This window comes from Sphingobacterium sp. WOUb80, assembly GCF_050058145.1.
Lineage (GTDB): Bacteria > Bacteroidota > Bacteroidia > Sphingobacteriales > Sphingobacteriaceae > Sphingobacterium.
Genome location: NZ_CP165617.1, coordinates 448101 through 460518, shown reverse-complemented (window position 1 = coordinate 460518; position 12418 = coordinate 448101). Strand labels below are relative to the sequence as shown.

The following is a 12418-nucleotide window of genomic DNA, read 5'->3' as shown; positions in this document are numbered from 1 at the left end:
CTTTGGTATCACAAAAATAAAGATTTTTCGCTCTTTTACAAGTCGAAAATAGCTTTTTACAGCATTATTTTACTAAATTCCTATTGATCAAGGTTCTAATTACACCGTCGACAAGTCCAACCCTTGGAACGATGATTTGTTTTAGACGACCATACTTCATAATCGTCAGGAAAATCTCACTCGCAGGTATAATTACATCCGCACGATCTTCGTTTAAACCCAATAAAATAATACGTTCTTTTAAAGAAAAGGAAGCTAAATGTTCGTATACCGCTTTTAATTTGGCATAGGATAATGGTTTATCCAATTTTTCATTGGAGAGGCGTGCAAGCTTATTAATATTACCGCCAGTACCGATCCCAACCACTTGCTTATACATATGCGTATTGCTGCGTACCCATTCCCTCAATTCATCCCAGGTTTCTGCCTTATCCTGATTATCCAAAATACGGATTGTACCCAAATTGAAAGACTTAGAATTAACCAAAACACCATTGGCAAATAACGATAATTCAGTACTACCGCCACCCACATCAATGTAAAGGTAAACTTTGTCCTTTTCCATCTTATTATCCCAATGGCTATTGTAAATAATCTCAGCCTCCTTTGCTCCTTCGATAATATCGATATTTATACCATTTTTCTTGACCTCCGCAACAATGTCAGCCCCATTTCGCGCATCACGCATGGCCGAAGTCGCACAGGCCATATAATCCTCCACATTATAAACATCCATCAGCTCCCGAAAAGCTTTCATCGTTTTGATCAAACTCTCGGCTTTCCTAGGTGAAATTTCCTGATGAATAAACGCATCATCCCCCAAACGGAGTGGAACACGTAACAGTGTATTTTTCTTAAAATTATATTGGTCTTTCTGTCCTATAATGTCAGCTATCAAAAGACGGACTGCATTGGAGCCTATATCTATTGCGGCGTATCTCACTTTATATACGATTTCATTAAATTACGCTAAAATAAACACAGTAATTAAAAACTATGTTACACAAATGTTAAGTTATCATTAATTTAACAAATAACAAATGATTATTGCAAGGAAACTTACGCGAACAAGCGCTATTATTGTCATACAATAAAATAGAACCTTCCATTTGATCAAAAAAAGGATCAATCCCGCTGCAAAAAGATTTCATTGACAATCAGCCTACTCAGCAAGTAATCCTGCTTCTAGTCGAAACTCAGCACCAAGCACTATTCCATACAGAAAATCTAGTATTGCCAACAAAAAACTCATAAAAAAAGGAATATTCGTTTTAATGAATACTCCTTTCCTTCTATTTACCTTATTTCTTAGTGATGGTGTTCTTCAACTTTACCACCAGCTAATTTGTAGATCTCTTCCACTTTTTTCAAAGACTCCTCTGAAAGGTGAATAACATCCTTGTTTGTATTGTGTTCTTCGTGAGACAATCTTGTATTGATCTCACCTTGCTTTTCAACTACTAGTGCTAAAAATGCTTTATCGTTGAATGCCGCTGTACTGTCCGAACCAATTGAAGCCGGAACCTGAAATGCAGGCACACCACGTTGCGCATCACCAACATGCAATTCTTTTGCTAAATTGTCTAATTCTGGCAACACTGTTGCGTAAGCTTCTTTAATCTTTGCAGCTACATTTTTCACCTCTGCTGAGGTAGATTGTTTTGCAGCTACATCAGCAAGATTTACCAAGTAGTTTCCATTTTCGCCAACGAATTTAATCATTGCAAAGGCATCACCATCCGCTAAGGATGCATTAGAGTATTGACGCTGTCTATCTGCAGCTGTTTGACCACAAGATGCAAATAATGTACCCGCACAAGCCGCAACAATAAATAACTTATTAATCTTCATATCAATTTTGTTAACTATACAAAAGTAGATAAAATATATGTTCTCCGAAACTCTATCCGTGAAAAGAAAGAAAAATTACGCAACATTTCTTCCTGCATTCACCACCCCAAAGATTGTACGCGCTATTAACTTCGAATAATCTTCGCGTTGTGCATCAGTCAGCTGATCCGAATTCAATGCACGAATTGCAAAATGCTGTATAACCAATAACGGTAATACAATTCCCTCACGCGCTAAAATCGACTCACGATCCACAGGATAATTCTCCATCAATTTTGAGGTTCCGCTCAGTTTTAACAAATATTCTTTTGTTATCTGATATTCGGCATACAACGTTTTCCAAAAATCACCATAAATAGGATCATCTTTCATATAGGCTGTGATATCAAAGTTGGACTTTGTCATCGACATCATACAGTTGTCGATCAATGTCTGGAAAAATCCGGATGACACATACAATTGCTGCACGTCTTTCCAAAGGTTATTTTTTTCAGCCCATTGCAACGCTGTTCCGACACCATAAAATCCAGGAATATTTTGCTTCAACTGGCTCCATGAAGTTACAAAACTAATCGCCCGCAAATCTTCCAGTCGCAATTCACGGCCTGAGTTGCGTTTTACAGGTCTACTTGAAATATTGATCGAGGATAGCGCTTTCAATGGCGACATCGTCTCCAAATATGGTAAAAACAATTCATTCGTGCGTAGATCCATAAACTTATGATGGCTCAGCTCAGCCAGCTTATCAATGATCTCCTGCTGATGTTTGGTTAAGGTATCCCCCACACGTTGTTTCAAATCTGAAATAATTCCGGCGTGCAAAAGTTGCTCAATATTAAATCGTGCTGTATCTAAGGAACCATACTGGCTACTGATTGTTTGTCCTTGAATCGTCAATTGAATATGATCGTTGGCAATCTCCTTACCCATAGATGCATAAAAACGTTGTGTTTTACCACCACCACGTGCTGGAGGCCCACCACGACCGTCAAAAAACACCAAATCGACATCGTACTCGCGTGATATCGCCGTAAGTTCGATTTTTGCACGATAAATCGACCAGTTCGCCATCAGATATCCACCGTCTTTGGTGCTATCTGAATAGCCCAACATAATCGTCTGTTTGTTTCCTCTTCGTTTCAAATGTGCCTTATACTCCTTATTACTGTACAAGGTTTTCATCACATCAGCTGCTCGCGTCAAGTCATCAACGGTCTCAAACAAGGGCACAAAATCGATCGTTAAAGCATCTTTCTTCCATCCAGACCATAAAAATAATTGACGCAGTCCTAGGATATCACTCGCCTGTTGGCAATTACTGATGATAAAACGTTGTGCAGCTCGCTCAGAACCGGAACGTTGAATCTCCTTTAACAATTTTATCACGCCAGATGTATCTTTCGTTAACGGATCCGCATCCTCTCCCACCGTTAAGTCAAGTTCTTTGAATTTTAATGCTTTTTGCTTATCATTTTCACTAAGCTCCAGATAATCCAATGGCATTCCAGTCTTTTCCTGGTTGTACTGAATCAGATAATTGGTAGCCTCACGTAATATGCGGCTGTCTTGTCTGATATCCAGCGTCGTAAAGAAACAACCAAAAGTCATCACTTTGCGGAGTAAATCATCAACGATCTCCACAAAAAGTCCATTGTGATATTCCTCCAAAACATTTTTGATTGCTTTTAGATTGGTGATAATATTATCGGTTTCGTCTGCTGGATGTTCAACCGGATTAAAACTGTTATCGTAGAACAATGTCTGCAGATTTTCCATATACTCCTCTACACCTCTAAATGTGATGCGTCGTCTTACGATACGAAAATCCCTATAGTAACATCTAAACAAAATAGTACGTAGCAATGCGGCAACTTTCTTGGTGCTATCAACACTTACGTTAGGATTACCGTCACGGTCACCTCCCGGCCAAAAGCCCAATTCGATCAATTGTTTTACTTCTTCCGTATCTACGTCCAATTCATCATCAATAAAGGCCTGGATTTCCGATGCTACTTTATAAAACACGTTTTCCAAAAACCAAGCTAAGCTCGCAGCCTCATCAACTGGAGTCGGTTTATTTTTATTGATGAAAGGTGTTTTACCCAATTGCTGTAACAGCAGGTGGATACTATGAATATCATTGGTCTTGATTGCATCAATCAGGTCGTTGATAATACCTAATACTGGTCCGGGATAAAATTGGGTAGGGTGTGCAGTCAACACAAGACGCACAGAAAAATCCTTCAATTTTGATACAATCTTACGGCGCATATCATCACTGCCTTCGGCATTTTTTATTAATGCTCCCAAGACATTTTCGTCATCGCCGCGGCCCACCATCTGAAAAGAAGAGTCTTCTATCGCATCAAATAAAACAACCTGACGCTCTATATATTGAACAAATCGAAACAACAAATCAATACGTTGCTCTTCCGAAGAAAATTCCTCATGCTGATCGAAGAAACTCTTTATAATCTCATCAGGAGTTAAATGCTGATCCACACCCTTTTCACATTGCTTTGCAAAAAATGGTAATAAAGTACCGGTATCTTTAACACGTTGAAATGGCAATGTTAAAAACAAACTTTTGAAAAGCTCAAAGCGTGTCAATACCTCGTCCTGAAAGACGGCTTCATTTTTACTTTGCTTCATATTTAAATCTTTGAAAGTGGTCAAGAGAGTTTAGGTGACTCTTGAAATTTTGTAATGTCTCTGAAATTACCCTATGGCTCCAAATATAACAATATTATAGCTAAACAAATAAAAAAATATAAATTAATCAAAAAAACAATTAAAATTTTAAAAACATACTAACAAATTTTAGTAATTTTTCATTTTTAACACATTAACCCAGCACAGTACAGCATCGAAAGACCTTGAGAACCTGATCCCCTTAGGCCCCACTACAAAATGGACCATCCCTGATCAGACAGGAACCTAATACCTATCTCGCTATCATCAGTACCAAAAAGAGCAAACATAGCAGAACAATTGTTTTTAATATGAAAAGCAATTTATCTAAGTTTGTACTATACACATTATGAAACAGACACAAGAAATAAAAAGTTTTTTCTATAGCCAATATTTTGCAGATGGACTCCGAATTACCATCGGATGTATTGTGCCTGTCCTAATCTTTGCAACCATCGGGCAATTTACCAATGGAACCATTGTTTCCCTAGGAGCGCTCTTGGTAGGCCTCTCAGATACGCCCGGAGCACCTAGCCATAGAAGGAAAGGCATGATTGCGGGTGCGATATTGACTACGTTAACTTTTATTCTAACCAATATAGTTAATCAAAATGTATATCTATTGGCAATTTTCATCGGAGTCGCCTGCTTTATCTTTGCCATGTTTGCGGTTTTCAATGGAAGAGCCGCCAACGTAGGTCTCATGTGCATTCTGATGATGTTGATCCATGTGCAGATTCACTACCCCCTTGCTGAAGCCATCAACTATTTAGGCTTCTATACTTTAGGTGGTTTATGGTATATTGCCATTAGTCTTTCCATTACCCAAGCACGTCCTTATAGGTTGGCCGAACAGGAGCTATCAGAAACAATTCGCTATGTTGCCGAATATATACGGCTGAAAGCAAATTTTTACGACGCCAAAATTGATAATGATAAAAACTACCTAAAACTCATTGACAAACAAGTTGAAGTCAATCAGCATCAGGAAAATCTACGGGATGTATTGTTTCAGAGTAAACGATCGATTAAAGACACTACAAAGGTGGGGCGTTATTTAACCCTCGTTTTCAACGATATTGTCGATCTCTTTGAGCAAAGTATGGCAGCGCACTACGATTACAATACCATCAGCGAACGCTTTGGACCTACAGGCATCTTGGAAGATTTTAAAAATGTGATTTTAAAATATACCAATGAGCTTGACAATTTAGCCTATCAGCTTAATACAAATACACAGCCAAAACCATTGTACGACTTCGATTCGGATCTCAGTCGTCTTCACACTAAAATCGATCAACTAGATAAAAATCAAGAGTATAGCACCTTCGCCTTACGCAAGGTGTTGATCAATTTGCGTGATCTGGTTCGCCGGATCAAAAATATCTATGGTTACTCACACCTACAACCGGACGATGTCAAACGAAAAGAAATTGACGATGCAAAACGCTTTGTTCAAAGCTCTGCAATTGATTTCAAAAAGTTCCGCGAAAATCTTACCCTAAAATCCACCATCTTTCGACATGCATGCCGCATGGCAATTGTCATGTCGGTCACTTACTACGTGTTTGAGGTCACCAATATCACCAATAATGTGTACTGGATCCTCCTCACCATCATGGTTATCCTAAAACCCGGCTTCGGGCTCACAAAGGAGAGAAATATCCAGCGTCTCATCGGCACAACGATAGGTGGACTCATCGGAGCCCTTATCTTATTAACCATACATGACCCAACTATACTATTTGTTCTCTTGGTATTCTTTTTTCTGACAGCATATAGCTTATTCCGCGTCAATTATGTTATTGCTGTACTTTTTATGACACCCTATGTATTAATTATGCTGAGCTTCGTCAGTGCTAATACACTGGACGTCACGAAAGAACGAATCTTGGACACCTTTATTGGGGGCATGATTGCATTCTTATCCAGTTATATTATTTTTCCAAATTGGGAGAGTATGCAAGTCAAGGAATCCATGCGAAAGCTACTCATCGCCAACTACAATTACATCTTTCAGGCATTGAAAGAAATTGCGGGCCAAGCGCCTTCCATCACGGATTACAAACTAACCCGCAAGGCAGTCTACGTTGAAACGGCCAATATGGGTTCGACGTTCCAACGTATGCTTACGGAACCTAAGAAACGTCAAAAATATAGCAAGGAAGTCAATAAATTCGTCATATTCAATCATATTCTAGCTTCTTTTTCGGTGACGTTAATGAACCATATCGACGAGATGGACAATAATTATATTAATAAGGATCACGTTCGAACGATTCGAAAAATACTAAGTTCCCTGGAACAATCGATTCAACTGCTACATTCTGACGATAGCGTCAATGCGTTTGTTCCTTTGGCAATCGAAATTCCCAACGACCAATTTGATAATACAGATGTCAGTTCAGTTGATGGACAGCTATTGAGCGAACAACTGGACTTTCTCAATAAAATTGCACAGGACCTGCATAAAATAGTTCAGGACCTTCACGCTAAAAGCACAGCAATGTCAGAAAATGAACTACCTAAAGCTTTAAGCTGATTTATTCTTTAAAATTCTCGACATTTATACCATGAGCGATACGATAACACGGTACGACCTGATTATAGTTGGCGGCGGGCCAATTGGCTTAGCTTGCGCCTTAGAAGCCAAAGAAGCAAATTTAAACTATCTTATTCTTGAAAAGGGCTGCTTGGTCAACTCACTGTATAATTACCCCCAAAATATGACCTTCTTCTCTTCCTCCGAAAGATTAGAAATAGGCGATATTCCTTTTGTCACAACCAACCCCAAACCAAAACGCATGGAGGCTTTGGAATATTACCGACGTATACAGCAAAAGTTCGCGCTGGATACCCATCTTTTTGAAGAAGTACTGGAAATTAAAAAAGAGGACAGGGAGTTTCTGGTCAGCAGCAGCAAAAACATGTACTTGACCAAGAAAGTCATCATCGCCACAGGTTTTTATGACATACCAATGTTGCTCAATATCCCGGGCGAAGAACTTCCCAAAGTGAGGCATTACTACGATGATCCACATTATTATAGCAGCCAAAAGGTGATCGTTGTTGGCGCCAGTAATTCATCCATTGATGCTGCGCTTGAGACCTACCGGAAAGGAGCCCAAGTTTCTTTGGTAATCCGTGGTAGCGAAATCAGCCGTCGGGTAAAATATTGGGTAAAACCAGATATTGAAAATCGAATTGCTGCTGGAGAAATCGATGTCTATTATAACAGCCACTTAACAGAAGTTACTCCGACTACTGCACATATCCAAACACCAAACGGTATCGTCGAACTCGATAATGATTTTGTACTGGCTTTAACCGGCTATCGCCCAAATTTTGATTTTTTGAAAAAGATCGGAATTGATATTCCCGAAGAGGCACCTTGCATTCCCAGCCATAATGAAGAAACCATGGAGACGAATGTAGCGGGTATATATTTAGCAGGTGTTGTCTGTGGAGGTTTAAATACTCACCTGTGGTTTATTGAGAATTCGCGAATTCATGCCAAACAGATTATCGGACACATTTGCTCAACACTCCCTTAACAACTATTTAACGACTTGAAAACGTAAACCATTTAAGAAGATTTTCATCATTTTCTTCTGTAAACTGAGAATATGGTCAAATTCTTCTTTTGTGGGGAACAACATGTTTTTCATATCTTTCAATATACCCATACGCATACCAAAAAGCGAATACAAAAGAATCCGGGCCGTTTCGTTGATATCTTCAACCTGTATCTCGCCAGCATCAATACCAATCTTGAGAATCTTCTCGATAATTTCTACTTCACGCAAATAAGATTCCTTGAAAACCTGTTCCAGTTCATCAGGAAGTTCTTTCACCATCTTCATGGTATATTCAAACAAATTATAATATTGGTTGATGATCTTGACGCGCATATCAATGGAATACATCATGATCTCCTCAAAGTCCCCACCTTTCGCAATGACGTCTTCAATGTCTTCGATCATTTTATCAATAACGTATTCGAAAACTGCAGAATATAAGCTATTCTTATCCGGAAAATAATAATACAGCAATGCTTTTGAAAAATTGAGATCTTTGGCTATTTCCGACATCGTTGTTTTAGCCATTCCAAAATGTGCAAAGCGCCTTGTCGCAGCTTCTAGAATTTTGATTCTTTTTACATCTGCATTACCCATTAAACTTATATTTTTTATCGTTAAATAAACGGTTTATACTATCTTTACCGATTATTATGCTAAAGATAGCTGATTTTTTTGAATTTCTGAAAACTAAAGTCAATATGAAGTTAAACATTCAATCGAATATATCTTTAAAACCTTTCAATACGTTTGGAATAGAAGAAAAGACAAATTTTCTAATCGAAGTGAATGACAATGAAACATTGACCGAAATTTTTAAAAACGGCATATTTAACGAGACTTTTTTTGTTCTCGGCGCCGGTAGCAATGTCCTTTTTACTAAAGCATTCGACGGATATATTATTCGCATGACCAGCAAGGGCATACGGTCAAAAATTGATGGCGATGATATCTATGTCACAGCGCAAGCTGGAGAAATCTGGAATGACTTCGTTTGGTATTGTATCGAACATAATTACGCCGGCATTGAAAACATGGCCCTAATTCCCGGTACTGTCGGCGCTTCACCTGTACAAAACATCGGTGCCTATGGTACCGAGTTAATGTATGTCTTTCACGAATGTCAGGCTTTCGATACGCATACAGGTAACTTTACGACATTCAAAAAAGAAGATTGCAATTTCTCCTACCGCGACAGCATCTTTAAAACAGCACACAAAGGGCGGTTTATTATTACCCAGGTAACTTATAAGCTTAGCCAAACAGCCCATATCAATACAACTTATGGTGCAATAGAAGCCGAACTCGCTAAAGAAAATATAACAAACCCAAGTATTGCCGATATCGCAACCATTGTCTCCAAAATCCGCGTAGAGAAGCTTCCTGACCCAAGTACAGTGGGGAATGCCGGAAGTTTCTTTAAAAACCCTGTAGTTACAGCGTCGACTTTTGAACCTCTTCAGAAAGAATATCCTACAATACCGCATTATCCAATGCCCAATAATGAAACAAAATTGGCTGCTGGATGGTTAATAGAACAATGTGGTTGGAAAGGAAAAGAATATGGACAAGCAGGTGTATGGAAAAATCAGGCACTTGTACTAATAAATAGACAAAGCGCTACAGGACAGGAAATTTACAATCTATCGGAACAAATTATAAGTGATGTAGCCAACAAATTTGGCATTAAGTTAGAGCGTGAAGTTAATTTACTGTAAAGATTTAAAAAAGTATTTTTATTTTTTTTAAATCTGAAAGCAAAAGAAAAACAGGCTTCACTTTAGTAAAACATCACTTTGAGCTAATTTTATTTACTTAAAGTTAGTCTACGCACACGTTTGCTCTGCTTAAAATAATCTTAAAATTATATTAACAAATCTAATTTTGCCATTTTTGGCGCATTATTTGCCTCATACTTAATGAACCGCATTTTATAAACGTACTGTTTTGTAAAAAGAACAGTTATAATTCATTAAGCTATGACAAAGAATGAATTTGACACCATGGTTATTGAGCAATCGGACTCATTAAAACTCTACGCCAGAAATTTTACCAGTGATTACGAAGATGCCAACGATCTCGTTCAGGACACGATCCTGAAAGCTGTAACCTATTTTAAAAATTTCAAAGAAGGAACCAATCTGAAAGGATGGCTTTACACCATCATGAAAAATACGTTTATTAATAACTATAGACGTATTGTGAAAACCAATTCTTTCATTACGAAAGATGAGGATATTTCTAACTCTAACCTCCTATTATCCGCCTCCTCAAATCAAGGCGAAAGCAAATTTGTCATGGAAGACATCCATGAAGCTTTATCTAGTCTTTCCGAAGAATATTACATCCCATTTTCGCTGTACTTTGAAGGGTTTAAATACCACGAGATATCTGAGCATTTAAATATCCCCATCGGAACGGTAAAAACAAGAATACATGTCGCCAGAAAATTAATGAAAAGATCACTATCGGCATATAAAGTAGCCTAGTTTTTCTATCTTCGCCTTTTTACAATAACAAATGGCAGAAGAATTATCGGAATACAGCAAAAGCCAACTGGCTTTGCGTAATGGTCAGGACAAACCACAGATCTGGGTTGCTTATCGTGGATTTATCTATGATGTGGGAGAAAGTAGACTGTGGAAAAACGGCATGCATTACGAGCATTGGGCCGGGCAAGATCTAACTGAGGAGCTCCAAGAAGCCCCTCATTCAGAATCTGTATTTTCAAAATTTCAGATCGTCGGAAAACTGAAAGATCAATGATTATAAATTAAACTGAGATAGGGCAACAAAAGCGTTCAATCGCTTTTGTATGTCCTCTTCGGTAAGGTCAACCAAACGATCTGTTCCAAATTTCTCTACACAGAATGAAGCTAGCGCAGAACCAAAAATCAACGCGTTCTTCATGTTTGTAAAGTTTATACTTTTTACCTTGGCAAGATAGCCAATAAAACCTCCCGCAAAGGAATCTCCTGCACCAGTTGGATCAAACACATCTGCTAATGGTAGCGCTGGAGCAGAAAAAATCTGATTCTCTCCAAAAAGAAGCGCACCGTGTTCACCTTTTTTGATAATTAAATATTTAGGTCCCATTGCTAAAATGACTTTTGCAGCTTTAACCAGCGAATACTCTCCCGACAGTTGCCTTGCCTCTGAATCATTTATGGCTAATACATCAACCTTTAGAAGCACCTTTCTTAAGTCATCCATAGCAACATTCATCCAGTAGTTCATGGTATCCAGAACAACCAGCTTCGGTTTGTGATTTAATCGCGCCAGTGTTGTCAACTGTATTTGAGGGGTAAGATTACCCAGGAGAAGATATTCACAGTCCTGGTAGCTTTCTGGAATGATCGGATCAAAATCAGCTAATACATTTAAGTCAGTCGCCAATGTGTCACGGCTGTTCATATCGTTATGATACCGGCCCGACCAAGAAAAGGTTTGTCCGCCAGAAACCACCTGAACCCCCGTCACATCAACACCACGGTTCTTAATAAGATCAAGATTGTCATCTCCAAAATCCTCCCCAACAACACTGACCAACTTAATTTGATCACATAGATAGGATGCGGCCAAACTAGCAAATGTACCGGCACCACCTACAATTTTGTCAGTTTTACCGAACGGTGTCTCTATTGTATCAAAAGCCACCGTACCAATAATTACTAAACTCATAGTTTTTTAATAAGCATGGTAAACAAAAAAACCGGCGTAAAGCCGGTTTCAATATTGCTCCTGAAGCTGGGCTCGAACCAGCGACCCTCTGATTAACAGTCAGATGCTCTAACCTGCTGAGCTATTCAGGAATTTATTTTTCGAGAAATTCCTTTCTCATAGAGTGTACAAAAATAGTACATTTTAATTTGTTATGCAAATAAAATTATTTGCTTGTCGCTCCTGAAGCTGGGCTCGAACCAGCGACCCTCTGATTAACAGTCAGATGCTCTAACCGGCTGAGCTATTCAGGAATGAAAAATTGAATATTTTAAAAACTCCGGTTATGTAAGTTATTAAATTGCTCCTGAAGCTGGGCTCGAACCAGCGACCCTCTGATTAACAGTCAGATGCTCTAACCTGCTGAGCTATTCAGGAGTGTTTTTCAATTTTTCCGGAGACCCTATTGCGTTTCCGTGATGCAAGTATCGGAAGATTATTAGAATACTACAAATTTTTTGAGCACATTTTTTACAACTTCCTAAATTCCAATTAGAATAATTTATTTTTATTTCTCATGCAACTCCACAAAATCGCCTTTTCAGCACTTAAACCAACATTATCCTTCTTTTACATTC

At 38.5% G+C, this 12418-nt stretch carries 10 protein-coding genes and 3 tRNA genes; 5 read left to right on the top strand and 8 right to left on the bottom strand.

Annotated elements, in window-relative coordinates:
- Positions 1-64 precede the first annotated feature (64 nt).
- The 3 genes from AB1Z56_RS01800 to AB1Z56_RS01790 form a co-directional block, all read right to left on the bottom strand.
- Complete coding sequence (locus AB1Z56_RS01800) at positions 65-943, bottom strand: exopolyphosphatase (protein WP_309362140.1); 879 nt, start codon at positions 941-943, stop codon at positions 65-67.
- A 365-nt stretch (positions 944-1308) separates the two neighbouring features.
- On the bottom strand, positions 1309-1851 hold the full coding sequence (locus AB1Z56_RS01795; protein WP_070570475.1) for a hypothetical protein: 543 nt from the start codon (positions 1849-1851) through the stop codon (positions 1309-1311).
- A 75-nt stretch (positions 1852-1926) separates the two neighbouring features.
- A complete protein-coding gene (locus tag AB1Z56_RS01790) occupies positions 1927-4503 on the bottom strand; it encodes a phosphoenolpyruvate carboxylase (protein ID WP_426790909.1) in 2577 nt (858 codons plus the stop codon).
- A gap of 388 nt (positions 4504-4891) precedes the next feature.
- On the opposite strand from AB1Z56_RS01790, the gene AB1Z56_RS01785 reads away from it, so the two are divergent.
- Both AB1Z56_RS01785 and AB1Z56_RS01780 read left to right on the top strand, forming a co-directional pair.
- Entirely contained in the window at positions 4892-7084 is a 2193-nt protein-coding gene (locus AB1Z56_RS01785; RefSeq protein ID WP_313267971.1) for an FUSC family protein, read from the top strand.
- Between the two features lie 31 nt (positions 7085-7115).
- Positions 7116-8096, top strand: coding sequence for a YpdA family putative bacillithiol disulfide reductase (locus AB1Z56_RS01780; RefSeq protein ID WP_426790908.1), 981 nt, complete (start codon positions 7116-7118; stop codon positions 8094-8096).
- A 3-nt stretch (positions 8097-8099) separates the two neighbouring features.
- Here the strand turns inward: AB1Z56_RS01780 and AB1Z56_RS01775 are convergent, their stop codons facing one another.
- Positions 8100-8717, bottom strand: a complete 618-nt coding sequence (locus AB1Z56_RS01775) for a TetR/AcrR family transcriptional regulator (protein ID WP_309362152.1) — start codon at positions 8715-8717, stop codon at positions 8100-8102.
- A gap of 104 nt (positions 8718-8821) precedes the next feature.
- Between AB1Z56_RS01775 and murB the strand changes: the two genes are divergently transcribed.
- The 3 genes from murB (at position 8822) to AB1Z56_RS01760 (ending at position 10886) form a co-directional block, all read left to right on the top strand.
- Positions 8822-9838 carry a UDP-N-acetylmuramate dehydrogenase gene (murB, locus tag AB1Z56_RS01770; protein ID WP_426790907.1) on the top strand — a complete coding sequence of 339 codons (1017 nt, stop codon included), beginning with the start codon at positions 8822-8824 and terminating at the stop codon, positions 9836-9838.
- A 261-nt stretch (positions 9839-10099) separates the two neighbouring features.
- The gene (locus AB1Z56_RS01765) at positions 10100-10609 is read left to right on the top strand and encodes an RNA polymerase sigma factor (protein ID WP_075991748.1); all 510 of its coding nucleotides are present in this window, start codon (positions 10100-10102) and stop codon (positions 10607-10609) included.
- A 31-nt stretch (positions 10610-10640) separates the two neighbouring features.
- Positions 10641-10886 carry a cytochrome b5 domain-containing protein gene (locus AB1Z56_RS01760; protein ID WP_120334911.1) on the top strand — a complete coding sequence of 82 codons (246 nt, stop codon included), beginning with the start codon at positions 10641-10643 and terminating at the stop codon, positions 10884-10886.
- Here AB1Z56_RS01760 and AB1Z56_RS01755 read toward each other — a convergent pair whose 3' ends face one another.
- The 4 genes from AB1Z56_RS01755 to AB1Z56_RS01740 form a co-directional block, all read right to left on the bottom strand.
- A complete protein-coding gene (locus AB1Z56_RS01755; protein ID WP_426790906.1) occupies positions 10887-11801 on the bottom strand; it encodes a PfkB family carbohydrate kinase in 915 nt (304 codons plus the stop codon). It lies immediately after the preceding gene.
- 57 nt (positions 11802-11858) lie between these two features.
- Positions 11859-11932: transfer RNA gene (locus AB1Z56_RS01750), tRNA-Asn, on the bottom strand.
- An 88-nt stretch (positions 11933-12020) separates the two neighbouring features.
- Positions 12021-12094: transfer RNA gene (locus tag AB1Z56_RS01745), tRNA-Asn, on the bottom strand.
- 50 nt (positions 12095-12144) lie between these two features.
- Positions 12145-12218, bottom strand: a tRNA-Asn gene (locus AB1Z56_RS01740).
- Between the last annotated feature and the right edge of the window lie 200 nt (positions 12219-12418).